Source organism: Paenirhodobacter sp. YD-8 (assembly GCF_056590935.1).
On the sequence record NZ_CM152649.1, the window covers coordinates 3,225,036 to 3,249,169 of the forward strand.

The following is a 24,134-nucleotide window of genomic DNA, read 5'->3' on the forward strand; positions in this document are numbered from 1 at the left end:
GCGCGGGGGCAGGCAGCCCCCGCCGCGGCCTCAGCCGGCGCGCCCGGCGGCCTCGACGAACGCCACCAGCCGCGGCAGGCAGATCGTCTGCAGGTCGTATTTCTCGAGGATCGTTGCGCGCGCGGCCACGCGCAGCGGATCGTAGCGCGCGGGATCGGCCAGCGCCTCGGTCAGCGCGGCCGACCAGCCCGCGACATCGAAGAAATCGACGAGCCGGCCGTTCACCCCGTCGGTGATCACCTCGCGCAGGGGGGCGGTGTCTGACGCGATCACCAGCGCCTGCGCCGCCATCGATTCCATCAGCGACCAGCTCAGCACGAAGGGATAGGTCAGATAGGCATGCACCCGCCCGATCTGCAGGATCGAGACGAAATCGCCATAGCTGACGCGGCCGAGGAAATGCACCCGGCTCAGATCGAGCCGGTCGCCGACCTCGGCCAGCATCTTTTGCTTCCAGCTGCCCGCGTCCTTCGGGGCGCCGCCATAGCTCTGCCCCTCCTCGCCGACGATCAGCACCTGTGCCGCCGGGCGCGCGGCCATCACCGCGGGCAGCGCCCGCATGAAGGTGTGAAAGCCGCGATAGGGTTCGAGCGAGCGGCTGACGAAGGTCAGCACCTCGTCGCCCGGGCGGAAGGTCAGCGTCGTGCCCGGCACGGTGAAGCGCGCCGCCGGGTCGGGCTTCACCCGCTCGGTGTCGATGCCGTCATGGCATACGGTAATCTTCGCGCGCAGCTCGGGCGGGAAGGTGTCGGCCTGGAACTCGGTCGGGCTCAGTGCCGCATCGGCCTGCACCATCGCCTGGATCAGATGCGCCGAGCGCGCGGTGGTCGAGATCCGGCTTTCCAGCCCGGGGCGGGCGAACTCGGGGTCGAAATCGGTGTCGAGCCCGGTGGTGCGATACATCAGCTCGGCATAGACGAGCAGCTTCGCCTCGGGCCAGACCTCTTTCAGATAGAGCGTCTCGCCCCAGCCGGAATGGCCGAAGATCACGTCGGGCACATAGCCGTGGTGCTCGCGCAGGGTGCGGGCGGCAAGCGCCGCGCGCAGGCCGCGTTCGCTGACCTCGGCATACATCTTCGTCAGCCGCGGTTCGATCGTCACCTCGGAGGGCTTGCGGTATTTCACCACCCGCACCGGCGAGGGGCGGCCGTTCGTCTCGGCGGTCAGCGCCAGAACCTCGTGGCCGCGCGCCTGAAGGGCCGGGGCAAGGCGGGGAAACTGCCCCGGGAAATTCTGGTGGACGAACAGGATCTTCAAACGGTCTCTCCAAGCGCGGCCGCCATCAGCGCACGGGTGTACCCGGTCTTCGGCGCGGCAAAGAGCTCGGCCGCGGGGCCGGCCTCGACCACGTCGCCGCGGCGCATCACCAGCACCTTGTGCGCGAGCGCGCGCACCACGCGCAGATCGTGGCTGATGAAGAGGTAGGCAAGGCCATGGCGGCGCTGCAGCTCGCGCAGGAGATCGACGATCTGCACTTGCACCGTCATGTCGAGCGCCGAGGTCGGCTCGTCCAGCACCACGAGCCGCGGCCGCAGGATCATCGCCCGGGCGATGGCGATGCGTTGCCGCTGCCCGCCCGAGAATTCATGCGGATAGCGCTCCATCATCGCCGGGTCGAGCCCAGTCTCGGTCATGATCTCGGCCACCATCTCGCGGCGGTTGCGGCCGGGCTCGACGCCATGCACGGTCAGCCCCTCGGCGATGATCTGCTCGACCGTCATCCGTGGCGAGAGCGCGCCGAACGGGTCCTGAAAGACGATCTGCATGTCGCGGCGCAAGGGCCGCAGCGCCCGCGCCTGCCAGTGCGAGATCTCCTGCCCGGCGAAGGTGATCGGCCCCTCGCTCTCGATCAGGCGCATCAGCGCGAGGGCGAGCGTCGTCTTGCCCGACCCCGACTCGCCGACGATGCCCAGCGTCTCGCCGGCACGCACGCTCAGCGTCGCGTCATTCACCGCCTTCACATGGCCCACGGTGCGGCGCAGGAGCCCGCGCTTGACCGGGAACCAGACCTTGAGATGATCGGCCTTCAACAGCTCGGCCGCGTCCGCCGGCACCGGCTCGGCCCGGCCTTTTGGCTCGGCCGCAAGCAGCTTGCGGGTGTAGGGGTGCTGCGGGTTCGCAAAGATCTCGGCCGCCGGGCCCTGCTCGACGATCTCGCCCTGGCTCATCACGCAGACCCGGTCGGCGATGCGCCGCACCACCCCCAGATCATGCGAGATGAACAGCAGCGACATCCCCTCCTCGGCCTTCAGCTCGGCCAGCAGCTCGAGGATCTGCGCCTGGATGGTGACGTCGAGGGCGGTCGTGGGCTCGTCGGCGATCAGCAGGTCCGGCCCGTTCGCCAGCGCCATCGCGATCATCACGCGCTGGCGCTGCCCGCCCGAGAGCTGGTGCGGGTAATCGGCAAGCCGGGTCTCGGGCTCGGGGATGCCGACGCGGGTCAGCAGTTCGAGGATGCGGGCGCGCGCCGCGGGGCCGGACAGCCCCTGATGCAGCGCAAGGCTCTCGCCGATCTGCTTCTCGATCGTGTGCAGCGGGTTGAGCGAGGTCATCGGCTCCTGAAAGATGAAGCTGATGTCATTGCCGCGCACCCGGCGCAGCTCGGCCTCGGGCGCGCCGATCATCTCGGCGCCGGCATAGCGCACCGAGCCCTCGAGCACCGCATTCGGGCCCAAAAGCGCCACCGTCGACAGCGCCGTCACCGACTTGCCGGACCCGGACTCGCCCACCAGCGCCACGGTCTCGCCCTTGTTCACGGCAAAGCTGACCCCCTTCACCGCGGGCACAAGCCGGCCGTCGGCGCGGAAGGAGATGCGCAGGTTCTCGACCTGGAGGACGGGGTTCATTTGAACACCTTTCTGGGGTCGAAGGCGTCCCGCACGCCCTCGAACACGAAGACGAGCAGCGAAAGCATGATCGAGAAGGTGAAGAAGGCGGTGAAGGCAAGCCAGGGCGCCTGCAGGTTCTGCTTGCCCTGCAGCGCCAGTTCGCCAAGCGACGGCGCGGAACTCGGCAGTCCATAGCCGAGGTAGTCGAGCGAGGCGAGGGTCGAGATCGCGCCGGTGATGACGAAGGGCAGCATCGTCAGGGTCGCCACCATCGCATTGGGCAGGATGTGGCGGAACATGATGACCCGGTCGGCAACGCCAAGCGCGCGGGCGGCACGCACGTATTCGAAGTTGCGCGCGCGCAGGAACTCGGCCCGCACCACGCCGGTCAGCGCCGGCCAGCCGAACAGGATGACGATGAAGACCAGCAGCCAGAAGCCGCGCCCGAGGATCGCGAAGAGGATGATGATGACGTAAAGCGAGGGGGTCGAGGACCAGATCTCGAGCAGACGCTGCAAGATCAGGTCGGTGCGGCCGCCGAAATAGCCCTGCACCGCGCCCGCCGCGATCCCCACCACCGAGGAGATCGAGGTGACGATCAGCGCGAACAGAACCGAGGTGCGGAAGCCGTAGATCACCCGGGCGAGCACGTCGCGCGCGGTGTCGTCGGTGCCCAGCCAATGCGCGTGATCCGGCGCCGAGGGGGCGGCGCCGACATTGTTGATGGTGCGGTAATGATAGGGGATCGGCGGCCAGATCATCCAGCCGCGCTCGATCTTTTCGCCGCCGACGGTGCCGGTGGTCTTCGCCTCGGCCATCGTCTCCTCGGGCGTGTCCCAGCATTCCTCGCGCCCGCCGGTGACGATCAGGCATTGCACCGAGGGGTCGCGATAGATCGCCTCGGTGCGGAAGTCGCCACCGAAGGCGGTTTCCGGGTAGAAGCGATAGGCCGGCACGAAGAACTCGCCGCGATAGCGCACGAGGATCGGCTTGTCGTTCGCGATCACCTCGGCAAAGAGCGACAGCACGAACAGCGTGGCGAACAGCACCAGCGACCAGAAGGCGCGGCGGTTGGCGCGGAAGTTGCGCCAGCGCCGGGCGTTCAGCGGCGACAGGATCATCAGCCGGCCCTCCGCTCGAAGTCGATGCGCGGATCGACGAAGACATAGGTCAGGTCGCTGAGGATGCCGACGACCAGAGAGATCAGCCCGAAGACGTAGAGCGTGCCGAAGATCACCGGGTAATTGCGCTCGACCGCCGCCTGGAAGCCCAGAAGCCCCAGCCCGTCGAGCGAGAAGATCGTCTCGACGATGATCGAGGAGCCGAAGAAGACGCCGAGGAAGGTGGCCGGGAAGCCCGCGATCACGATCAGCATGGCGTTGCGGAAGACGTGGCCGTAAAGGACCTTGCGCTCGCTCAGCCCCTTCGCCCGCGCGGTCATCACATATTGCTTGTTGATCTCGTCAAGGAAGGAGTTCTTCGTCAGCAGCGTCATCGTGGCAAAGCCCGAGATCGTCATCGCCACCGTCGGCAGGGTGATGTGCCACAGGTAGTCGAACGCCTTGCCCGCCATGCTGAGGCTGTCGAAATTGTCCGAGGTCAGGCCGCGCAGCGGGAAGATCTTCCAGAAGCTGCCGCCGGCGAACAGAACCATCAGCATCACCGCGAACAGGAACGACGGGATCGCATAGGCGACGACGATCGCCCCCGAGGTCCAGGTGTCGAAGGGCGAGCCGTCCTTCACCGCCTTGCGGATGCCAAGCGGGATCGAGATCAGATAGGCGAGCAGCGTCGACCACAGGCCGAGCGAGATCGACACCGGCATCTTCTCGAGCACCAGCTCGACCACCGTCTTGTTGTGGAAGAAGCTCTTGCCGAAGTCGAAGGTCAGATAATCGCCCATCATCGTGACGAAGCGCTTCCAGGCCGGGATCTTTTCCTTGCGGCAATCGGGGTTCTTCAGATCGGGCGTCACCCCCTCGGGGCAGGTGATGCGCGCAAAGCCCATCTGCACCTCGAGCTGCGCCAGCAGCTCGGGCGAGATCCCGCGCGCGCCCTGATAGCCGCCGTCCTCGACGCCGCCCTGCCCCTGCGTGCCGGCATCGCCGCCGCCCGAGAGGTTGCGCATCGTGTCCGCCTCGCCCTGCACGCGGGCGATGATCTGCTCGATCGGCCCGCCGGGAACGAATTGCGTCAGCGTGAAGTTGATCAGCATGATCCCGAACAGCGTCGGAATCACCAGAAGCAACCGCCGCAGAATATAGGCCCCCATGCCTGTCCGCCCTTTCGTGCCGCGCCTTGGGTCAGAACGCCCCGGCGGCTTTCAGCTTTTCGCCCTTTTCGGCGTTGTACCACCAGAAGTCCAGTTCGCCGAGCGCATGCGGCGGCAGCGCAGCGGGGTGCTCGTACATGTCGTAATAGGCGACGGTGTAGCTTGCCTTGAACCATTGCGGCACCCAGAAGTGGAAGGCGCGCAACGCACGGTCAAGCGCATGCACCCGCGGCGTCAGCTCGTCTTGCGTCTGCGCCTCCTCGACCAGCCGCACCAGCCCGTCGATGCCCGGGTTCGCAAGCCCCATGGCGTTGAACACGTCCCCCGCCCCGCCCGAGCCGAAATACTGCTGCAGATCGGCGCCCGGGATCTCGTTCTGGCCGAGCGAGGTGGTGATCATGTCATAGTCATGCGAGCGGCGCCGGTTTTCATATTGCGCGTCATCCACCCGCGCCATCGCGGCATCGACGCCAAGGGCGCGCAGGTTCTCGACATAGGGATTGACGACGCGGTCGAAGCTCTGGTCGTCGTTCAGGATCTCGACCTTCAGCGTCTCGCCCTTCGCATTGCGCCGCATGCCGTCATCGGCCACCGGCCAGCCCGCGGCATCCAGAAGCGCCGCCGCCTTGCGCAGGTTGCCGCGGTCAAGCTGGCGCTTGCCGGACACCGGCGCCATCGCCACCGGATCGGTCAGCACCCCCGCGGGCAGATCGGCGGCGAAGGGCTTCAGGATCTCGGCCTCCTCGGGCGTGGGCGTGCCGGTCGCGGCCAGAGGCGAGTTCTCCCAGATCGAGTTCACCCGTGCGTAGATCCCGTAGAACAGCGTCTCGTTCGACCATTCGAAGTTGAACATCAGCCCGAGCGCCTCGCGCACGCGGATATCCTGGAACCGCTCGCGCCGCAGGTTGATCGCAAAGGCCTGGCCCGAGGCCACATTGCCGTTCGGCAGTTCCGCCTTCACCACCTGCCCCTTCTTCAGCGCCGGGAAGTCATAGCCCGTCGCCCAGGCAAGCGAGCTCGCCTCGTTGCGGAAGGTATAGCTGCCGGCCTTGAAGCCCTCGAAGGCAGCCTGATAATCGCCGTAATACTCGACGCGGATCTTGTCGAAGTTGTAGCGCCCGATGTTGATCGGCAGCTTCGCGCCCCAATAGGCGGGGTTGCGCTTCCACACCACGGTGCGGCCGTTCTTGGCACTGTCGAACGTGTAGGGGCCCGAGCCGATCAGCGCCACCTGCGAGGATTTCGCCAGGTCGATGCCGTCGCGCGCGAACTGCGCCTTCGAGAACACTGGCAGCCCGCCCGCCGACTGGATGATGTCGCGCCGCGGAGAGCCCGGCACGAAGGTGAATTTCACCCGTTTCGCATCGAGCACCTCGACCGAGGCGATCTGTTGCGCCACCACCGCGCGGAAGCTCGACAGCCCCTTGTCGCGCAGCTGCTCGTAGGAAAAGAGCACATCCTCGGTGGTCAGCGGCGTGCCATCCGAGAAGGTGATGCCGTCGCGCAGGGTGAAGATCACCCAGTCCTTCGAGGCCGGGTATTCGAGGCTTTCGCACAGCAGGCAATAGGCCTCGCCCACGGTGTCGTCGGTGCCGGTCAGCATCGATTCCTGCGAGATCGAGGACAGCGCCGCCGCCCGCCCCTCGAGCGTGTAGGGGTTGAAGTTGTCGAAGCCCCCCGGCGCCCATTCCGAGATCTCGCCGCCCTTCGGCGCCTCGGGGTTGACGTAGTCGAGATGGGCGAAATCGGGGCCATATTTCAGGTTGCCCAGCGTCGAGATCGCCGTGGCGGTGATCGTCTCCTCGGCCCGGGCCCCGGCCGCGAGCCCCGCCCAGAGCGCCGCGCCCAGCAGCAGTGCCCCGACCATCCGTCCCGCACCATTGCCCTGCATCCGCCGCACCGCGACCATCGAACCCGTCATCCGTCTCTCCCGTATCTTGCCCGCCCAGCTAAAAGGGCATCGCGCCGGGGTGCAAGTTGCAACTGCGTGAGAGCATGGCAAAAGGGCCGCCCCCGCGGGACGGCCCTTCCGGAACGCGATCCGATCAGCCGTTCGGCGATCAGTTGCTCAGGCTTTTCAGATAGGTGATGACGTTGTTGCGGTCCTCGGCCTTGGGCAGGCCGGCGAAGGACATCTTGTTGCCCGGGATGTAGTCCTTCGGGCCGCTCAGCCACTGGTTCAGCGCCTCGAGCGTCCATTCGCCGCCATGCGCCTTGAGCGCGTCGGAATAGCCGAAGCCCTCGACCGAGGCGACCGGACGACCGACGACGCCGTCAAGATGCGGGCCGGTGGCGTTGGTGCCATCGACCTTGTGGCAGGCCTTGCACTTGCCGAAGACCTTGGCGCCCTTCTCGGCATCGCCCTCGCCCAGCACGATCTGGACCTCTTCGGCCGGTGCCGCAGCGGCCGCGTCGCCGCCGCCCGCGCCACCCGGGGCCGCGGTCATCATCGCGACCTCGGTGCCGTCGGCCGCGACATGCTCGCCCGAGGCGAGCGAGAACAGCTTGCCCGAGGCGCCATTGGCGACGAGGAAGAACAGGAAGGCGCCCAGCACGCCGCCCGCAGCCTTGGTGATGGTGGTCGAATTGAGCATGACTCGCCCCTGAGTTTCGCTGTCCAGTTGCCGGCACTTACCCGGTTTGCCCCCTTGCTTTCAAGATTTTTTGAAGAAAGCTCCGAATTCTGCGCCTTTTGTCGCGCCTGGACGGCTTTTCCCGGCACCGGCGCGCGCGATCCGGCTTTTCCTGTCCGCGCGCGCGGTATAGGGAGGCGCGAGGAGAGACGGAGGGACCGATGAGCATTCCGCGCAAGGGCGTGATCGCATTCCAGGGCGAGCTTGGCGCCTATTCGCACGAGGCCTGCCGCGAGGCGCGCCCGGACATGGAGGCCCTTCCGTGCAACACCTTCGAGGAGGTGATCGAGGCGGTGCGCCGCGGCGACGCCGATCTCGCGATGCTGCCGGTCGAGAACTCGACCTATGGCCGCGTCGCCGACATCCACCGTCTCCTGCCCGAATCCGGGCTGCACATCCTTGACGAGCTGTTCGTGCGGGTGCGGATCTGCCTGATGAGCGTGCCGGGTCGCAAGCTCGACGAGATCACCGACGTGCGCGCGCATCTGGTGCTGTTGCCGCAATCGGCGCGCTTCCTGCGCGAGCATGGCATCACCGGGCATGCCGCCGCCGACAGCGCCGGTGCCGCGGCGGATCTGGCGCGCAGCCAGGCCCCGGGCGAAGGCGTGCTGGCCTCGGCCCTTGCCGCCGACATCTATGGCCTCGAGGTGCTCGCGCATGACATCGAGGACCACGCCCACAACACCACCCGCTTCCTGGTGATGGGGCGCGAGCCCGACCTGAAGCGGCGCGGCCACGGCCGGATGATGACCACCTTCGTGTTCCGCGTGCGCAACATCCCGGCCGCGCTCTACAAGGCGCTTGGCGGCTTCGCGACGAATGGCGTGAACATGACCAAGCTCGAAAGCTACATGGTCGACGGCAATTTCACCGCGACGCAGTTCTATGCCGATGTCGAGGGACACCCCGATGACAGCAACCTGCGTCTGGCGCTCGACGAACTCGACTATTTCACCTCGAACATGGCGCTGCTCGGCGTCTATCCCGCCGACCCGCGCCGGCACGGCTGAGCCCTCGCGCGCGCGGCGCGGCTCAGGCCGCGCCCTGCGTTGCGGCGAAGCGCGCGCCAAGCGCCGCACCGAAGGCCGCGATGCGCTCCTCGAAACGATGCTCGAGCCGGCCGCGACCGAGCTTTGCCGATTGCAGCAGCAGCCGTGCGCCCAGCGTGCGCGGCTTTGCCTCGAGCGTCACATGCAGCCGCGCCCGCCCCGTCGCCGGTTCGACGATCTGCAGCGTCAGGCTCAGCTCGAACCCGTGCGACTTGCCGAAATAGTCGAGCGCGGCGGGACGCTCGAAACGGGTGATCTCGGCGCTCAGCTGGCGCAGCCGGCCGCGGAAGCGAAAGCCGATGTCCCAGGCCATCCCCGCCCCCGGCGCCGCAAGCGTGTCGGTGCGCCGCAGGCTGACGCCCTTGCGCCGCGCCGCACGCTCGAAGGTCGAGAAATCGGCAAGCTGGTCGAAGACGAATTCAGCCGGGGCGGCGATGTCGGCGCGGCCGGAAAACTTCATGCCGAGGCTCCTTGAACGATCGTGGCCCGGCGCGCCCGGGCGAAAGGGATATCGGGGCAAGGTGCCGTCAATGCAACCGGTCCGCAAGCCATTGGCGCAGCATCCAGCCCGCGATGGCGCCCGAACGTGGCGCCCGGATCACGGGATCGGCGCCGGCAAAGACCGCCGCCAGCCGCTCGCGGCTGATCCACAGCGCGTCCTCGATCTCGGCCGGATCGCAGGCGATCTCGGTGCTTGTGGCCTCGGCGGCGCAGCCGATCATCAGCGAGGCCGGGAACGGCCAGGGCTGCGAGACGAGCAGCCGCACCGGTCCGACCCGCACCGCGGTTTCCTCGAACACCTCGCGGCGGACGGCGGATTCGACCGGCTCGCCCGGCTCCATGAAGCCCGCAAGGCAGGAATACATCCCCTCGGGCCAGCCCGGCGACCGGCCAAGCAGCACCGAGTTGCCGCGGGTGACGCACATGATGACGCAAGGGTCGGTGCGCGGGAAATGCTGCGTGTTGCAGGCCGGGCAGACCCGCTGCCAGCCGCCGAGCACGGGTGCGCTGGCCGCGCCGCAGGCCGAGCAGAAACCATGCGTGCCGTGCCAGTTCAACAGCGCCCGCGCCGTCGCCGCAAGCTCCGCCGCGCGCGGATCAAGCCGCATCATCGCGCCGCGCAGATCGGCGAAGGCCGCGCCTGCCGGCAGGTCCGGGTGATGCTGCGCGCTGCCGTCGAAGAAGGCGCCGAAATCGGGCTCGGGCCCCTCGGGCACCCAGGGCGAGAGATCGGCGGCAAAGACCGGCGCCCCGCCCGACAGCCCCAGAAAGATCAGCCCGCCCGTCATGTGCGACAGCAGCTCCGCCCCCGGCGCAAGACCGGCCAGCCCGGCGCCCAGCACCGGATCGGCCGCGGCCTCCTCGCCCGCCAGCAGCGGACGGCCGCGCCAGAACGGCAGGATCCGCGCCGCGGGATCGGCCGCCATCCGCGCCAGCGCCGCGGCATCCCCGCGCAGATAAGCTGCGCGATCAAGCCCCGAGCCCGCGAAGGCAAGGCCCGGCCGGGCATCGACCGCCATCGTCGCGGCATCGAAACGGGGATCTGGGGAACAGGCGTCAGACATGGGAGCTCCGGCACGGCGCGGGGCGATCTGCCCTGCCCCTTCCTTTTGCCATGCTGCGGCGGCAAAAGGCCAGCGGCGTTGCGCCCTCGCCGGACTGCGCCCGATCAGCCGCAGCGCGGAAAAAGGCGCAACCGGTGGTTGAAACTTGGTAAATTCAGCTTAGGCTGGCACAGCGTCGTTCCGGCTGCCCGCGCCTTTTTTCGCGGGCCCCGGGCCGATGGCGGAAGGGAACGGACATGGCGCGGACGGCAGAGGGGACGGCTTCGGACGAGGCAGGAGCGGACCGGGTGCGGCTGCGCGTGCTGGCGACGACCGACGTGCATGGCCACCTGCGCGCCCATGATTACGGCCAGGACCTGCCCGAGGACGATTGCGGCCTGACCCGGATCGCGAGCCTTGTCGCGACCGCCCGAGCCGAAGTGCCGAACACCCTGCTGCTCGACAATGGCGACATCCTGCAGGGCACGCCGCTCGTCGACCACTGGGCGCGGCGGGGGCTGGCGGCAGGCGAGGTGCACCCGGTTTTCGAGGTGATGAACGCGCTTGGCTACGATGCCGGCACGATCGGCAATCACGAGTTCAACTTCGGCCTCGACTATCTCGCCCGCGCGCTGGCGGGGGCGGGGTTTCCGCTGACCTGCGCCAATGCGGTTCGACGCGCCGGGGCGACACCGCTCGAGGACGAGACACTGCTGCCGCCCTGGGTGATCCTCGAGCGTGACCTCACCGATGCGGCCGGGCGCGTGCGGCGGCTGAAGATCGGGGTGATCGGCTTCGTGCCGCCGCAGATCCTGATGTGGGACCGGCTGCAGCTCGAGAACCGTCTGACCGCGCGCGGCATCACCGAGGCAGCCCGCGCCCATGTGCCGGCCCTGCGCGCGGCGGGGGCGGATGTCGTGATCGCGCTGGCCCACACCGGGATCGAGCCGCACCTGCCGCCCGATCTGCCCGACCGCGCGACGGAACATGCCGCCGTGCCGCTGGCCGCCGTGCCCGGGATCGACGCGCTGATCTGCGGCCACAGCCACCTCTCCTTCCCCGGCCCCGACACCGCCGCGACCGCGGCCGTCGACCCCGTGCGCGGCCTGATCCATGGCAAGCCGGCGGTGATGCCGGGCCGCTGGGGCTCGCATCTGGGGGTGCTGGATCTGGTGCTGGCGCCCACCGACGCGGGGGGCTGGCGGGTCGAGACGGGCCGCGCCACCCTGCGCCCGGTGCGCAATGCCCGCACCGGCATCCCCGCGCCCGAGGCCCCTGCCCTCGTCGCCCGCATCGCCCCCGCGCACGAAGAGGTGCGGCGCGACCTCGCCCGGCCGGTCGGCAGACTGACCCGGCCGATCCAGAGCTTCTTCTCGATGGTCGCGCCCGACGCCGGGCTGGACCTCGTCGCCGCCGCGCAAAGCGCCCATGTCCGCGCCCGCCTTGCCGGCCGACCCGAGGCGGCGCTGCCGGTTCTGGCCGCGGTGGCGCCCGGGAAATGCGGCGGGCGCGGCGGCCCGGGCTTCTTCACCGACATCCCGGCCGGGCCGCTCTCGCGCCGCCACGTGCTCGAGATGTGCCTGTTCCCGAACACCGTCACCGCGGTGCGGGTGAGCGGTGCGCGGCTGGCCGACTGGCTCGAACGGGCGGCCTGCGTCTTTGCCACCATCGCCCCGGGGCGGGCCGATCAACCGCTGCTCGACCCGGCCTTTCCCTGCTACAACTTCGACGTGCTCGTCGGGCTGAGCTACGAGATCGACCTCAGCCAGCCGGCCCGCTTCGCCCCCGACGGCAGCCCGGCCAGTGACAGCCGGCGCATCCGCAACCTGCGCCACGCCGGCCGCCCCATCGACCCCGCGGCCGAGTTCGTGATCGCCACGAACAGCTATCGCAGCTCGGGCGCAGGCGGCTTTCCGGGAGCGGCCGAGGGTGTCCTCGACCTCGGCCCCGCCACCAGCTCGCGCGTCGTGCTGTTCGACAGCCTCGCGCAGGACCCGCCGCCGTCCCCCGCGGCCGATCCGGTGTGGCGCTTTGCCCCGATCGCGGGCGCCAGCGCGCTTCTCGAAACCTCGCCGCGTGCCGCCGGGCGCCTCGCCGAGGCCGGCCCCGCCGCCGCGCGCCTTGAGGAGCTCGGCCTGACCGCTGCCGGCTTTCTTCAGATTCGGGTGCATTTCTGACCAGATTGCGCAAAGCGTTTCATCAGATGCGCAAAACTCAGGCCAAATGGAAACGTCTGGTCAAAATTTGACCACATGACCCATATCTTCCCGGTCTCTGCCCCGACGTGCAGCGCATGTTGCATTCCCCCTGCCCGACGGATGGGCGCAGGATCGGCCCGACCTCAGAACCGGGAGTTTGACCAAGATGTTTCACCGCACCCTGACGGGATTGGCCGCCGCCGCAACGGTGCTGGGCTTCACCGCCCCGGCGCTGCACGCCGAAACCACCGTGCCTTTCGCCCTCGACTGGAAGTTCGAGGGCCCCGCCGCGCCCTACACGCTGGCCGTCGACAAGGGGTTCTACAAGGCCGAGGGCCTCGATGTGCAGGTGACGGAGGGCGCGGGCTCGCTCGACGCGATCCCGAAAGTGGCGACCGGTGCCTTCCCGCTCGGCTTCACCGACATCAACTCGCTGATGAAATTCCTCGACCAGAACCCCGGCGCCCCGGTCACCGCGGTGATGATGGTCTATGACAAGCCCGCCTTCGCCGTCGTCGGCCGCAAGTCGCTCGGCATCGAGACGCCGAAGGATCTCGAGGGCAAGGCGCTCGGCGCGCCGCCGCCGGACGGGGCCTGGGCGCAGTTCCCGATCTTCGCCAAGGAACAGGGCCTCGACATGTCGAAGATCACCGTCGAGCCGGTGGGCTTCCCGGTGCGCGAGCCGATGCTGGCCGAGGGCAAGGTCGCCGCGATCACCGGCTTCTCCTTCACCTCGACGCTGAACGCCGAACGGCTCGGCGTGCCGGCCGACGATCTGACCGTGCTGCTGATGGCCGATTACGGCGTCGCGCTCTACGGCAACGCGATCATCGTCAACACCGACTGGGCGAAGGCCCACCCCGAGATGGTGACGGGCTTCCTGCGCGCCACCGCGAAGGGCTGGAAAGAGGCGATCGCCGCCCCCGCCGCCGCCGTCGAGACCCTGGTGAAACGCAACCCGGCCGCCGATGCGGGGCTCGAGACCAAGCGCCTCGAGCTCGCCATCGCCGGCAACGTGCTGACCGACTACGTCAAGGAACACGGCATGGGCAACGTCGACGCGGCCCGTTTTGCCAAGTCGATCGAACAGCTCGGCACCACCTACGAGTTCAAGACCACGCCCGAGGCGAAGACCTTCTTCGACCCGGAATACCTGCCCACTGACGGCAGCCTGATGCTGCAGTGACCGGACAGGGGGCCTTCGGGCCCCCCGTCCTCGCTCAAGGTGGGACCATGCAGAAATTCATCGACATCCGCGGCGTGAAACACGCCTACAAGACGAAGAACGGCCCGCTGCCGGTTCTCGACGGGCTCGACGTGGGCGTGGGCGTGGGCGAGTTCTGCGCCGTCGTCGGCCCCTCGGGCTGCGGCAAATCCACGCTGACGCGCCTTGTCTCGGGGCTGATGCGGCCCGACGAGGGCGCGGTCGTGCTGGACGGGCAAGAGGTGTCGAGCCCGCGCAAGACCGTGGGCATGGCGTTCCAGAACCCGGTGATGCTCGAATGGCGCACGATCCTCGAGAACGTGATGCTGCCGCTCGAGATCGTCGCGCCGGGCATGGGGCGCGCCGAAAAGGAGGCGCGCGCCACCCATCTGCTCGAGATGGTCGGGCTGAAGGGCTTCGAGAAGAAGCGCCCCTCGGAGCTGTCTGGCGGCATGCGCCAGCGCGCCTCGCTGTGCCGCGCCATCGTGCACAAGCCGCAGGTGCTGATCATGGACGAACCCTTCGGCGCGCTCGACAACTTCACCCGCGAGGATCTGTGGCAGACGATGCGCGACCTGCGCGCGGCCGAGCCCTTCACCTGCATCCTCATCACCCATGACCTGCGCGAAAGCGTGTTCCTCGGCGATCAGGTGATCGTGCTCTCGGGCCGCCCGGCCAGGACGCAATACGTGCTTGATGTCGACCTGCCGACCGACCGCACGATCGACATTCTCTATGAACCGAAGGCGGTCGCGATGCTGCACCTTCTGCGCGAGCAGATCCGCATCGCCCAGGGCCGCGACGGAGACCTGCACTGATGGACCGCGCCCAGAAAATCCTCGTGCCGCTCGCGGCGATCGTGATCTTCCTCGTGCTGTGGGAGTTCGTCGTCTGGGTGAACGGCTGGCCCGATTACAAGATGGCCGCGCCTTCGGACCTGCCGCCGGCGTTCTGGAAGTTCCACACCCTGTTCCTGACGATGGGCTGGCAGACGCTGTGGCGCACCGTGCTGGGGCTCGGCCTCGCCGTCGTCTTCGGCACCTTCCTCGGCATGGTGATGGGGTTCTCGAAGATTGCGCGCGACGGGCTCTATCCCCTGCTCGTCGGCTTCAACGCGATCCCGAAGGCGACGCTGGTGCCGGTGATCGCGCTGATCTTCATCGGCCAGCACGATTTCAACACCGTGCTGATGGCCTTCCTGATCTCCTTCTTCCCGATCGCGGTCTCGGTCGGCATCGGGCTCAGCACGCTCGAACCCGAATACCGCGACATCCTTGCCGCGCTTGGCGCCTCGAAGTTCACGATCTTCCGCAAGATCGCCCTGCCGAAGACCCTGCCCGAGTTCTTCGGCGCGCTGAAGGTCGCGGTGACGCTCGCCTTCATCGGCACCAACCTCGTCGAGATCGTCAGCCCGCATGGCAAGGGGCTCGGCGCGCTCTTCCTCTCGGGGCAGACGAACTCGGACTATCCGCTGATGTTCGCGGTGCTGATCGCCCTCGCCGTGCTCGGCATCGTGCTCTACTACGCCGTCGTCGCGCTCGAGAAGATCTTCGCCGGCTGGGCCGAGCGCAGCCCGGGCTGAAACGCCCCCTGCGCTTCCAATTGCCCCAAATATCCCGGGGGTGAGGCCGAAGGCCGAGGGGGCAGCGCCCCCTCCCTTCCCCGCCGCCGCCCACGCCACCTTGCAAGGCGCAGGGCCCCGCGCTAGGGGCAGTCAGCGTCCCCCGCGCCAAGGTGTGCAACGATGTCCCTGCCGATCCTCTTCGCGGTGCTGGCCGCGGCCCTGCTGCATGCGCTGTGGAACGCGCTCGTCCGCCTTGGCGGCTCGAAGATCCGGGCGATGGCGATGCTGTCGCTGGCCGAGGCGGGGGTGGGGCTTGCGATCGTGCTTGCCCGCCCGCTCCCCGCCGCCGCGGCCTGGCCCTGGCTGATCGCCTCTTGCGGGTTGCAGGTCGCCTACAAGACCTTCCTCGCCCATGCCTATGAGGCGGGCGATCTGAGCCGGGTCTATCCGATCTCGCGCGGCACGGCGCCGATGCTGGTGGCGATCGTCTCGGCGCTCTTCGCGATCGACCCGATCGCGCCCGCGGGCTACCTCGGCGTCGCGGTGCTGGCCTCGGGCATCCTGTTCATGGCGCATGGCGTCTTCACCGATGGCGAGAGCCGCCGGCTTCTGCCCTTCGCCCTCGGCGCGGCGCTGTCGACGGCCAGCTACACCCTCGTCGACGGCATCGGCGCGCGGGTCTCGGGCGATGCGGCGGGCTATGTCGGCTGGCTGATGATGGGCAGCGGGCTCATCTTCGCCCTGGCGGCCCCCGCCTGGCGCGGCCCGGCGATGCTGCGGGGCTCGGCGCGCGACTGGTTCTTTGCCGGGCTTGGCGCCGCGGCCTCCTATGGCGCCTATGCGATCTCGATCTGGGCGATGACCCGCGCCCCGATCGCCCTCGTCGCGGTGCTGCGCGAGACCTCGATCCTGTTCGCGGTGCTGATCGGCTGGCTCGTCTTCCACGAGCGGATGACGCGCACGAAGGCGGTGGCGGCGGCGCTGATCGTGACCGGCGTGGTGCTGACCCGGCTTTAGGCGGCGCGCCGCTCGGGCACGATCTGCTGCGCGATGCCGACGAAGAGCAGATAGACCGAGGTCACCACCAGCCCCCAATGCGCCCAGCTTTGCGGATGGAAATGCACCATCGCCGCCCAGGCGGCGAACACCGTCCAGGCGAGCGACATCGGCAGCGACAGGGTGCGCCAGCGTTTCGTGCGGGTCGGGTGGATGAATTTCAGCGGGAAGAACATCCCCACTGCCAGCACCAGCACCACGCCGAGGATGACATAGTAATCGGGCTTCAGCGCGAACAGCACCAGCACCACCATGTTCCAGCACGCGGGAAAGCCAGAGAAGGAGTTATCCTTCGTCTTCATCCGGGTATCGGCGAAATAGATGACGCTCGCATAGGTGATGGCGATGATCGCGAGCCAGCCGGTCCAGCCCGGCAGCAGCCCCGATTTGAACAGCGCATAGGCCGGCACGAAGACATAGGTCAGATAGTCGACGATCAGGTCCATCAGCACGCCGTCATAGGTCGGGCAGTTGTGCTTGACGTCGTAATGGCGGGCCAGCGGCCCGTCGATGCCGTCGACGACCAGCGCGACGACCAGCCACAGGAACATCAGCGACCACTTCTGCTCGACGGCGGCCAGCATGGCAAGCATCGACAGCACGGCGCCGGTGGCGGTGAGCAGATGCACGGAAAGGGCTTTGAGACGGATGTTCATGCGCGCCTTCCTGCCGCAATCGGTCCAAGGGTGCAAGCCTCGCCTCACCTCGCGTCAGCAATTGGCCGAACCGTTGCCGCGCGCCCTCAGGCGCGGGGATGGGCGGCCTGATAGACCTGCATCAGCCGCGCCGTGTCGACCGCGGTATAGACCTGGGTCGTGGCGAGGCTCGCATGGCCCAGAAGTTCCTGGATCGCGCGCAGATCGCCACCCGCGGCCAGCAGATGGGTGGCAAAGCTGTGGCGCAGCGCATGTGGTGTCGCCGTCGCCGGCAGGCCAAGCGCATTGCGCGCAAGCTCCATCGCCTTCTCGATCTGGCGCGGGTTCAGCGCGCCGCCGCGCACACCGCGGAAAAGCGGCGCCTGCGCCTCGACCGGCCAGGGGCAAAGCCGCACATACTCGGCCACCGCGTCGCGCGCGGCGGGCAGCACCGGCACCAGCCGCTCCTTGTCGCCCTTGCCGCGGATGCGCAGCACCTCGGGCAGCGGATGGGCGGCGCCGGTCAGCCCCAGCGCCTCGGAGATGCGCAGCCCGCAGCCATAGAGCAGCGTCACCACCGCCGCGTCGCGCGCCGCAACCCAGGGCTCCATCGCCTGCAGCTCGACCTGCTCGATCACCGCCTTCGCCGCATCGACGGCGAGTGGCCGCGGCAGCTTGCGGGTGTATTTCGGGGCGCGCGCCGACAGCACATGCGTGGCGTCGAACCCCTCGCGGTCGGACAGCCAGCGGATGAAGCTTTTCACCGAGGACAGCGCCCGGGCGAGCGAGCGCGCCGAAAGCCCCCTGCCCCGCTCATGCGCCATCCAGGCGCGCATGTCGGCTTGCCCGAGCGCGCCAAGCCGCGCCAGCCCGAGACTTTCGCCGTGATGGCCGTGCAAAAAGCCCAGGAACCCCGCGACATCGGTGCGATAGGCGGCAATCGTGTGTTCGGAGGCGCCGTCGAGCGCGCGCATCTGGTCAAGCCAGCGCGCCAGCGCATCGCCTGTGGCGGGCGAAAAGCCCGGCTGGGTCATGCCAGCCAGCGGCGCATCGCACGCTCGAAGACCGCGCCGAAGAAGCCCAGAAGATCGGTGCCCTGCGTCGGCTTGAACTGATGCGGATCCTCGGCGCCGAAGACCAGCATGCCCGGAAGCCGCCCCGCGCCCAGATCGAGCGCCAGCGCCGCCTCCGAGCGGATCCAGGCCGCCGCCTCGCCATAGATCGCCTCGGATTGCGGCTGGCACTGGCGCAGCACGACCTGCCGCGGCTGGCCGCCGCGGGCGGGGCGCATGTATTCGGCGACGAAGCCCGGCTCGGCCACGCACAGCACTTCGCCCAGCCGGCGCAGGACCGCATCCTCGCCGCCATGCTGGCTTTCGAGCACCAGCCGCACCGTGTCGACGCGCAGCACCTCGGCGACCTCGGTCGTGAGGTTCTTGAGGAAGGCCTCGAAATCGACGGGATCGAGCAGCGCCAGCACCGCGCGATGGATCTGATTGGTGCCGGCCAGATTCTCGTAGGCCGCCGCGATCACCGAGCGATGCGTATCCTCGAGCCGGTCGAGCCGCCGCTCGAGCCGCGCCATGGCGACGCCGCGCAGGTCGACGATGTTCGCCCCCATCGCGCGCTCGTTCGCGGCGACAAGCGCGCGCATCAGGTCGCGGTCCTCGAGGATCACGTCGGGATCGGAAATGATCTTGTCGCGCAGCTGCTGCGCGAATGCGGTATCGCTCATGCCTGTCTCGTGCCCGGTGGTTCGCGGTCTTTTGCGCGATCCTACACGCGATCGTGGTCAATTGCAGGTGAATTCTGTCCCCGGACCACGGCGCCGAAACGAAAACGGCCCGCCGAGACGGCGGGCCGGTGCACGGGATCTGCAGCTCGGATCAGACGATCTTCTGCCCGGTCTTCGCCCAGTCCTTGAGGAACTGGTCAAGCCCCTTGTCGGTCAGCACGTGGTTCGCCATCGCCTTGATGACAGCGGGCGGCGCAGTGATCACGTCGGCGCCGATCTTCGCGCATTCGGTGATGTGGTTCACGTTACGGATCGAGGCGGCCAGGATTTCCGTCTTGTAATCGTAGTTGTCATAGATCGTGCGGATGTCGTCGATCAGCTCGACACCGTCGAGGTTGATGTCGTCGAGACGGCCGATGAAGGGCGAGATGAAGCTCGCCCCGGCCTTCGCCGCGAGGATCGCCTGCGCGGCCGAGAAGCACAGCGTGACGTTGACCATGTGGCCTTCGGATGCGAAAGCCTTGCAGGCGGTCAGGCCATCCCAGGTGAGCGGCACCTTGATCGCGATGTTGGAGGCGATCTTGGCAAGCTTCAGACCTTCGGTGATCATGTCCTTGGCCTCGGTGGCCACGACCTCGGCCGAGACCGGGCCCGAAACCATGTCGCAGATCTCCTTCGTCACCTCGAGGATGTCGCGGCCCGATTTCAGGATCAGCGAGGGGTTGGTGGTGACACCGTCGACCATGCCGAGATCGTTCAGTTCCTTGATCGCCGCCACATCGGCGGTATCGACGAAGAATTTCATGGGAAGCCTCCAGAGCAGCAATTGCGGGCCAGATAGCGCAAACGCCTCGCTTTGGCGAGAGGGGATCGGGTCCGGCGCGACCGGACGAAGGGGGGCGCTGCCCGCCGGCGGCATCGAAAGTCTGTCGCATGACTGAGGTTGGGTTCCATCCCGAAGGCAGCCGCGTCGCGGTGCTGACGGCCGAGCCGATCGGGCGACCGCTCGACTATCTCGCGCCCGAGGGCGGCTGTTTCCCCGGCGCCTTCGTCGAGGTGCCGCTTGGCCCGCGCAAGGTGATGGGCGTGGTCTGGGGGCCGGGCGACGGGCGTTTCGACGCGGCCCGGCTGCGCGCGGTGGCGCGGGTTCTCGACGTGCCGCCGATGCGCGCCGAGCTGCAGGCCTTCCTGATCCGGATGGGCGCCTATACCATGACCTCGCTGCCGGCGATGCTGCGGCTGGCGACGCGCACGCCGGGACTCTTCGATGCGCCCGGCGCGCGCAAGGTCTATCGCCGCGGCGCGGGCGAGCCCGGGCGGCTGACCGAAGCGCGCGAGCGGGTGCTCGAGGTGCTCGACGCCCATGACGGCGGCGGCTTCTACCTGACCGAGCTTGCGCAGCTCGCGGGCGTCACGCCGCAGGTGGTGAAGGGGCTGGTCGCGACCGGCGCGGTCGACGAATTCGAGCAGCCGCGCGACCTGCCCTTCGCGCGGCTCGACCCCGCCTTGCCGGGCAAGGTGCTGTCCGAGGATCAGGCGGCCGCGGCCGCCGCGCTGCGCGCGGGCATGGGCGGGTTCGGGGTGACGCTTCTCAAGGGCGTCACCGGCTCGGGCAAGACCGAGGTCTATCTCGAGGCGGTCGCCGCCTGTCTGGCCGCCGGGCGGCAGGCACTGGTGCTGCTGCCCGAGATCGCGCTGACCACCGAATTCATCGCCCGCGTCGAGGCGCGCTTTGGCGCGCGGCCCGGCGAATGGCATTCGGGCGCGACGCAGGGCGAGCGGCGGCGGCTGTGGCGGATGTGCGCCGAGGGCGGGGTGCAGATGGTGGTGGGCGCACGCTCGGCGCTGTTCCTGCCGTTCCGCGACCTCGGCCTGATCGTCGTCGACGAGGAGCATGACGGATCGTACAAGCAGGAAGAGGGCGTGCTGTACAACGCCCGCGACATGGCCGTGCTGCGCGCCTCCTTCGCCACGGCACAGGTGGTGCTCGCCTCGGCCACGCCCTCGCTCGAAAGCTGGGTGAACGCGGAAAGCGGCAAATACGCGCGCATCGACCTCGCCGCGCGGTTCGGCGTGTCGGAGCTTCCGGAGATGCGGGCGATCGACCTGCGCGAGGAGCGGATCGAAAGCGCGCACTGGATCTCGCCCACCCTCGTCGGCGAGGTGGTGAAGCGGCTTGGCAGCGGCGAGCAGTCGATGCTGTTCCTGAACCGGCGCGGCTATGCCCCCGTCACCATCTGCCGCGCCTGCGGCCATCAGATCGGCTGCGACCATTGCGACGCGCGGATGGTCGAGCACCGTTTCCTGAAGCGCCTCGTCTGCCATCAATGCGGCGAGACGAAGCCGATCCCCACCGCCTGCCCGAGCTGCGGCGTCGAGGGCAAGCTCGCCCCGGTCGGCCCGGGGGTCGAGCGGCTGGCCGAGGAAGTGGCCGAGCGCTTCCCGACGGCGCGGCTCTCGGTGCTGAGCTCGGATCTCTTCGGCTCGGCCCGCGCGCTGAAGGAGGCGATTGCCGACATCGCGGCAGGCGGCGCCGATATCATCATCGGCACGCAGATCGTGGCGAAGGGGCACAACTTCCCGCGGCTGACGCTGGTGGGCGTGATCGACGCCGATCTTGGGTTGCAGGGCTCGGACCTGCGCGCGGCCGAGCACACGTTCCAGCTGATGCGGCAGGTGGCGGGGCGCGCAGGGCGGGCGGATAAGCCCGGCCTTGCGCTGTTGCAGACCTGCCAGCCCGAGCATCCGGTGATCCGCGCGATCCTTGGCGGCGACGAGGAAGCGTTCTGGCGCGCCGAGGCCGCGGCGCGGCGCGCGCAGGGCGTGCCGCCCTTCGGCCGGATGGCGGGGATCATCCTGTCGGGGCCCGAGGTGGCGCCGCTCTTCGAGATCGGCAATGCGCTGGCGCGCGCGCCGGCGCCGCTCGCCCGCATCGGCGCGCAGGTCTTCGGCCCGGCGCCCGCGCCGATCGCGCGGGTGCGCGGCCGGCACCGGGTGCGGATGCTGGTGAAGGCCGAGAAGGGCGCACCGTTGCAGGACGCGCTGCGCGCCTGGCTGCGGCAGGTGAAGCTGCCCGCCCAGGTGCGGCTTACCATCGACATCGACCCGCAGTCGTTCCTGTGACGCTGCGCGGCCTTGAATTCCGGGGGCGGCGCTTGTATCTCCCCCTGTCCCCACCGTAGAATGGGAAGAACAGCCGGGGCCACTCCCCCGGCAGGACCGATGAAAGGGTGCCCATGTCCTGGACCGATGAACGCGTCGAACTTCTGAAGAAGATGTGGTCCGAGGGTCAGTCCGCGAGCCAGATCGCCAAGGAGCTCGGCGGCGTCACCCGCAACGCCGTGATCGGCAAGGTGCACCGGCTGGGCCTGTCGAACCGCGCCGGCTCGGAAGGCGCCGCGCCCGAGGCCGAAGCGCCGGCGACGAAGCCTGTCGTCGAACCGGCACCCGCGCCGGAACCCGTCGCCGCCCGGCCCGAACCGGCGCCCGAGCCGGTGCGTGCCGCGCCGGCACAGCCCGCGCGCCCCACGCCCGTGCCGCGCCCCGAGCCCGTCGCCGCGGTCGCCACGCCCGCGATGCGCAAGCCCGTGGTGCCCGCCGGCCAGCCGCTGCCGCCGCAGCCCTCGCTGAACGAGATCAGCCCCGAGACCCTCGCCTCGGTGCGCGAGGTCGAGAAACGCTCGCGCAAGATCTCGCTGATGGAGCTGACCGAGCGCACCTGCAAATGGCCGATCGGCGACCCGGCGACCGACAACTTCTATTTCTGCGGCCTGCCGAGCCAGCCCGGCAAACCCTATTGCGAGGCGCATGTCTCGGTCGCGTTCCAGCCGATGAGCACCCGCCGCGACCGGCGGCGGTAAGCGGGACGCGGGGCGCTGCCCCGCACCCCGAGGTATTTCCAGCAAGATGAAAGGGCGGGTCACAGGGCCCGCCTTCGCCGTCGAGAGGGCGAGATGAGCCAGAACCCCCCGAACCTGCGCCCCGACCTGGCGCCGCATCCCCGTTTCGACGAGTCCCGCCGCGAGGGCCAGCCGACGATCGGCATGGTCTCGCTCGGCTGTCCGAAGGCGCTGGTCGACAGCGAGCGGATCCTGACCCGGCTGCGCGCCGAGGGCTATGCGATCTCGCCCGATTACACCGGCGCCGATGCGGTGATCGTCAACACCTGCGGCTTTCTCGACACCGCCAAGGCCGAAAGCCTCGAGGCGATCGGCGAGGCGCTGACCGAGAACGGCAAGGTGATCGTGACCGGCTGTCTGGGCGCCGAGCCCGAGTTCATCACCGGCGTGCATCCCAAGGTTCTGGCGGTGACCGGGCCGCAGCAATACGAGCAGGTTCTGGATGCCGTGCATGGTGCCGTGCCGCCCGCGCCCGATCCGTTCATCGACCTGCTGCCGGCGACCGGGGTCAAGCTGACGCCGCGCCATTACAGCTATCTGAAGATCTCCGAGGGCTGCAACCACGCCTGCAAGTTCTGCATCATCCCCGACATGCGCGGCAAGCTGGTCTCGCGCCCGGCGCACGCGGTGCTGCGCGAGGCCGAGAAGCTGTTTGATGCCGGGGTGCGCGAGCTTCTGGTGATCTCGCAGGACACCTCGGCCTATGGCCTCGACCGCAAGCACGACCTCAGCCCCTGGAAGGGCGGCGAGGTGCGCGCCCATATCACCGATCTCGCCCGCGAGATGGGCAAGATGGCGCGCGAGGCCGAGGCCTGGGTGCGGCTGCATTACGTCTATCCCTACCCGCATGTGCGCGACCTGATCCCGGTGATGGCCGAGACCGGCGCCGGCGGCGGTGTGCTGCCCTATCTCGACATCCCGTTCCAGCACGCCCACCCCGACGTGCTGAAACGCATGGCGCGGCCCGCGGCCTCGGCGAAGACGCTTGACGAGATCGCCGCCTGGCGCGCCGCCTGCCCCGAGATCGTCCTGCGCTCGACCTTCATCGTCGGCTATCCCGGCGAGACGGAAGCGGAATTCCAGTATCTGCTCGACTGGATGGACGAGGCGCAGCTCGACCGCGTCGGCTGCTTCCAATACGAGAACGTCAAGGGCGCGCGCTCGAACGCGCTGCCCGACCATGTGCCCGCAGAGGTCAAGCAGGACCGCTGGGAGCGGTTCATGGAGAAGGCGCAGGCGATCTCGGAAGCGAAGCTCGCCGCGAAGGTCGGCAGCCTGCAACAGGTGATCGTCGACGAGGTCGATGCCGAGGGCGCCACCTGCCGCACCCGCGCCGACGCCCCCGAGATCGACGGCAACCTGTTCATCGACGAGGACTTCGAGGGGTTGCAGCCCGGCGACATGCTGATGGTCGAGGTCGAGGACGCCTCGGAATACGATCTCTGGGGCCGGCGGATCTGAGCGGCGGGCGGTTTTTCGCCGCCTGCCATGATCGCGCCCGATTTGGGGCGGACAGT

The 24,134-nt window shown here is 68.8% G+C and carries 21 protein-coding genes; 9 read left to right on the plus strand and 12 right to left on the minus strand.

What is annotated here, in order from left to right:
* Positions 1–30: 30 nt before the first annotated feature.
* The 6 genes from AC0QTQ_RS15620 to AC0QTQ_RS15645 all read right to left on the minus strand — a co-directional run bounded on the left by AC0QTQ_RS15620 (position 31) and on the right by AC0QTQ_RS15645 (position 7,694).
* Positions 31–1,257 carry a glycosyltransferase gene (locus AC0QTQ_RS15620; protein WP_480257329.1) on the minus strand — a complete coding sequence of 409 codons (1,227 nt, stop codon included), beginning with the start codon at positions 1,255–1,257 and terminating at the stop codon, positions 31–33.
* Entirely contained in the window at positions 1,254–2,846 is a 1,593-nt protein-coding gene (locus AC0QTQ_RS15625; RefSeq protein WP_480257330.1) for an ABC transporter ATP-binding protein, read from the minus strand. The genes AC0QTQ_RS15620 and AC0QTQ_RS15625 overlap by 4 nt, the downstream gene beginning before the upstream one ends.
* Positions 2,843–3,949 carry an ABC transporter permease gene (locus tag AC0QTQ_RS15630; protein ID WP_480257331.1) on the minus strand — a complete coding sequence of 369 codons (1,107 nt, stop codon included), beginning with the start codon at positions 3,947–3,949 and terminating at the stop codon, positions 2,843–2,845. Before AC0QTQ_RS15630 ends, AC0QTQ_RS15625 begins: the two co-directional genes overlap by 4 nt.
* Positions 3,949–5,100, minus strand: coding sequence for a microcin C ABC transporter permease YejB (locus AC0QTQ_RS15635; protein WP_121533788.1), 1,152 nt, complete (start codon positions 5,098–5,100; stop codon positions 3,949–3,951). Before AC0QTQ_RS15635 ends, AC0QTQ_RS15630 begins: the two co-directional genes overlap by 1 nt.
* Positions 5,101–5,131: 31 nt before the next feature.
* Positions 5,132–7,021, minus strand: coding sequence for an extracellular solute-binding protein (locus AC0QTQ_RS15640; RefSeq protein WP_480257332.1), 1,890 nt, complete (start codon positions 7,019–7,021; stop codon positions 5,132–5,134).
* Positions 7,022–7,160: 139 nt separating this feature from the next.
* Positions 7,161–7,694 carry a c-type cytochrome gene (locus tag AC0QTQ_RS15645; protein WP_121533790.1) on the minus strand — a complete coding sequence of 178 codons (534 nt, stop codon included), beginning with the start codon at positions 7,692–7,694 and terminating at the stop codon, positions 7,161–7,163.
* A gap of 200 nt (positions 7,695–7,894) precedes the next feature.
* Here AC0QTQ_RS15645 and AC0QTQ_RS15650 point away from each other — a divergent pair, with 200 nt between their 5' ends.
* Positions 7,895–8,743, plus strand: a complete 849-nt coding sequence (locus AC0QTQ_RS15650; RefSeq protein WP_480257333.1) for a prephenate dehydratase — start codon at positions 7,895–7,897, stop codon at positions 8,741–8,743.
* 22 nt (positions 8,744–8,765) lie between these two features.
* On the opposite strand, the gene AC0QTQ_RS15655 is transcribed toward AC0QTQ_RS15650, so the two are convergent.
* A complete protein-coding gene (locus tag AC0QTQ_RS15655; protein WP_121533792.1) occupies positions 8,766–9,242 on the minus strand; it encodes an SRPBCC family protein in 477 nt (158 codons plus the stop codon).
* A gap of 67 nt (positions 9,243–9,309) precedes the next feature.
* Positions 9,310–10,302 (minus strand): NAD(+) diphosphatase, encoded by a 993-nt coding sequence (gene nudC, locus AC0QTQ_RS15660; RefSeq protein WP_480259240.1) that lies wholly within the window; start codon positions 10,300–10,302, stop codon positions 9,310–9,312.
* A 281-nt stretch (positions 10,303–10,583) separates the two neighbouring features.
* Between nudC and AC0QTQ_RS15665 the strand changes: the two genes are divergently transcribed.
* From AC0QTQ_RS15665 to AC0QTQ_RS15685, 5 genes are all read left to right on the plus strand, one after another.
* Positions 10,584–12,503 carry a bifunctional 2',3'-cyclic-nucleotide 2'-phosphodiesterase/3'-nucleotidase gene (locus AC0QTQ_RS15665; protein ID WP_480257334.1) on the plus strand — a complete coding sequence of 640 codons (1,920 nt, stop codon included), beginning with the start codon at positions 10,584–10,586 and terminating at the stop codon, positions 12,501–12,503.
* 187 nt (positions 12,504–12,690) lie between these two features.
* Positions 12,691–13,710: an ABC transporter substrate-binding protein gene (locus AC0QTQ_RS15670; protein WP_121533795.1), complete on the plus strand. Its 1,020-nt coding sequence runs from the start codon at positions 12,691–12,693 to the stop codon at positions 13,708–13,710.
* Between the two features lie 47 nt (positions 13,711–13,757).
* On the plus strand, positions 13,758–14,546 hold the full coding sequence (locus AC0QTQ_RS15675; protein ID WP_480257335.1) for an ABC transporter ATP-binding protein: 789 nt from the start codon (positions 13,758–13,760) through the stop codon (positions 14,544–14,546).
* Positions 14,546–15,310: an ABC transporter permease gene (locus AC0QTQ_RS15680; RefSeq protein ID WP_121533797.1), complete on the plus strand. Its 765-nt coding sequence runs from the start codon at positions 14,546–14,548 to the stop codon at positions 15,308–15,310. The genes AC0QTQ_RS15675 and AC0QTQ_RS15680 overlap by 1 nt, the downstream gene beginning before the upstream one ends.
* Positions 15,311–15,472: 162 nt before the next feature.
* Positions 15,473–16,309: an EamA family transporter gene (locus tag AC0QTQ_RS15685; RefSeq protein WP_480257336.1), complete on the plus strand. Its 837-nt coding sequence runs from the start codon at positions 15,473–15,475 to the stop codon at positions 16,307–16,309.
* On the opposite strand, the gene AC0QTQ_RS15690 is transcribed toward AC0QTQ_RS15685, so the two are convergent.
* The 4 genes from AC0QTQ_RS15690 to fsa all read right to left on the minus strand — a co-directional run bounded on the left by AC0QTQ_RS15690 (position 16,306) and on the right by fsa (position 19,523).
* Complete coding sequence (locus AC0QTQ_RS15690) at positions 16,306–17,004, minus strand: CDP-alcohol phosphatidyltransferase family protein (RefSeq protein ID WP_480257337.1); 699 nt, start codon at positions 17,002–17,004, stop codon at positions 16,306–16,308. The genes AC0QTQ_RS15685 and AC0QTQ_RS15690 overlap by 4 nt on opposite strands.
* Before the next feature lie 86 nt (positions 17,005–17,090).
* Positions 17,091–18,017 carry a tyrosine recombinase XerC gene (locus tag AC0QTQ_RS15695; protein WP_480257338.1) on the minus strand — a complete coding sequence of 309 codons (927 nt, stop codon included), beginning with the start codon at positions 18,015–18,017 and terminating at the stop codon, positions 17,091–17,093.
* Positions 18,014–18,718, minus strand: coding sequence for a DUF484 family protein (locus AC0QTQ_RS15700; RefSeq protein ID WP_128148097.1), 705 nt, complete (start codon positions 18,716–18,718; stop codon positions 18,014–18,016). The genes AC0QTQ_RS15695 and AC0QTQ_RS15700 overlap by 4 nt, the downstream gene beginning before the upstream one ends.
* A 151-nt stretch (positions 18,719–18,869) precedes the next feature.
* Positions 18,870–19,523 carry a fructose-6-phosphate aldolase gene (fsa, locus tag AC0QTQ_RS15705; protein WP_480257339.1) on the minus strand — a complete coding sequence of 218 codons (654 nt, stop codon included), beginning with the start codon at positions 19,521–19,523 and terminating at the stop codon, positions 18,870–18,872.
* A gap of 128 nt (positions 19,524–19,651) precedes the next feature.
* On the opposite strand from fsa, the gene AC0QTQ_RS15710 reads away from it, so the two are divergent.
* The 3 genes from AC0QTQ_RS15710 to rimO all read left to right on the plus strand — a co-directional run bounded on the left by AC0QTQ_RS15710 (position 19,652) and on the right by rimO (position 24,078).
* A complete protein-coding gene (locus tag AC0QTQ_RS15710) occupies positions 19,652–21,841 on the plus strand; it encodes a primosomal protein N' (RefSeq protein WP_480257340.1) in 2,190 nt (729 codons plus the stop codon).
* 113 nt (positions 21,842–21,954) lie between these two features.
* Positions 21,955–22,578 carry a GcrA family cell cycle regulator gene (locus AC0QTQ_RS15715; protein ID WP_480257341.1) on the plus strand — a complete coding sequence of 208 codons (624 nt, stop codon included), beginning with the start codon at positions 21,955–21,957 and terminating at the stop codon, positions 22,576–22,578.
* Between the two features lie 93 nt (positions 22,579–22,671).
* The gene (rimO, locus tag AC0QTQ_RS15720; protein ID WP_480257342.1) at positions 22,672–24,078 is read left to right on the plus strand and encodes a 30S ribosomal protein S12 methylthiotransferase RimO; all 1,407 of its coding nucleotides are present in this window, start codon (positions 22,672–22,674) and stop codon (positions 24,076–24,078) included.
* Positions 24,079–24,134: the final 56 nt, after the last annotated feature.

What these genes read in the sequence shown, in the direction of transcription:
- AC0QTQ_RS15625 (WP_480257330.1), bottom strand. Translation starts at nt 2,846, where the DNA reads ATGAACCCCGTCCTCCAGGTCGAGAACCTGCGCATCTCCTTCCGCGCC.
- AC0QTQ_RS15630 (WP_480257331.1), bottom strand. Translation starts at nt 3,949, where the DNA reads ATGATCCTGTCGCCGCTGAACGCCCGGCGCTGGCGCAACTTCCGCGCC.
- AC0QTQ_RS15635 (WP_121533788.1), bottom strand. Translation starts at nt 5,100, where the DNA reads ATGGGGGCCTATATTCTGCGGCGGTTGCTTCTGGTGATTCCGACGCTG.
- AC0QTQ_RS15640 (WP_480257332.1), bottom strand. Translation starts at nt 7,021, where the DNA reads ATGACGGGTTCGATGGTCGCGGTGCGGCGGATGCAGGGCAATGGTGCG.
- AC0QTQ_RS15645 (WP_121533790.1), bottom strand. Translation starts at nt 7,694, where the DNA reads ATGCTCAATTCGACCACCATCACCAAGGCTGCGGGCGGCGTGCTGGGC.
- AC0QTQ_RS15650 (WP_480257333.1), top strand. Translation starts at nt 7,895, where the DNA reads ATGAGCATTCCGCGCAAGGGCGTGATCGCATTCCAGGGCGAGCTTGGC.
- AC0QTQ_RS15655 (WP_121533792.1), bottom strand. Translation starts at nt 9,242, where the DNA reads ATGAAGTTTTCCGGCCGCGCCGACATCGCCGCCCCGGCTGAATTCGTC.
- nudC (WP_480259240.1), bottom strand. Translation starts at nt 10,302, where the DNA reads ATGGCGGTCGATGCCCGGCCGGGCCTTGCCTTCGCGGGCTCGGGGCTT.
- AC0QTQ_RS15665 (WP_480257334.1), top strand. Translation starts at nt 10,584, where the DNA reads ATGGCGCGGACGGCAGAGGGGACGGCTTCGGACGAGGCAGGAGCGGAC.
- AC0QTQ_RS15670 (WP_121533795.1), top strand. Translation starts at nt 12,691, where the DNA reads ATGTTTCACCGCACCCTGACGGGATTGGCCGCCGCCGCAACGGTGCTG.
- AC0QTQ_RS15675 (WP_480257335.1), top strand. Translation starts at nt 13,758, where the DNA reads ATGCAGAAATTCATCGACATCCGCGGCGTGAAACACGCCTACAAGACG.
- AC0QTQ_RS15680 (WP_121533797.1), top strand. Translation starts at nt 14,546, where the DNA reads ATGGACCGCGCCCAGAAAATCCTCGTGCCGCTCGCGGCGATCGTGATC.
- AC0QTQ_RS15685 (WP_480257336.1), top strand. Translation starts at nt 15,473, where the DNA reads ATGTCCCTGCCGATCCTCTTCGCGGTGCTGGCCGCGGCCCTGCTGCAT.
- AC0QTQ_RS15690 (WP_480257337.1), bottom strand. Translation starts at nt 17,004, where the DNA reads ATGAACATCCGTCTCAAAGCCCTTTCCGTGCATCTGCTCACCGCCACC.
- AC0QTQ_RS15695 (WP_480257338.1), bottom strand. Translation starts at nt 18,017, where the DNA reads ATGACCCAGCCGGGCTTTTCGCCCGCCACAGGCGATGCGCTGGCGCGC.
- AC0QTQ_RS15700 (WP_128148097.1), bottom strand. Translation starts at nt 18,718, where the DNA reads ATGAGCGATACCGCATTCGCGCAGCAGCTGCGCGACAAGATCATTTCC.
- fsa (WP_480257339.1), bottom strand. Translation starts at nt 19,523, where the DNA reads ATGAAATTCTTCGTCGATACCGCCGATGTGGCGGCGATCAAGGAACTG.
- AC0QTQ_RS15710 (WP_480257340.1), top strand. Translation starts at nt 19,652, where the DNA reads ATGACTGAGGTTGGGTTCCATCCCGAAGGCAGCCGCGTCGCGGTGCTG.
- AC0QTQ_RS15715 (WP_480257341.1), top strand. Translation starts at nt 21,955, where the DNA reads ATGTCCTGGACCGATGAACGCGTCGAACTTCTGAAGAAGATGTGGTCC.
- rimO (WP_480257342.1), top strand. Translation starts at nt 22,672, where the DNA reads ATGAGCCAGAACCCCCCGAACCTGCGCCCCGACCTGGCGCCGCATCCC.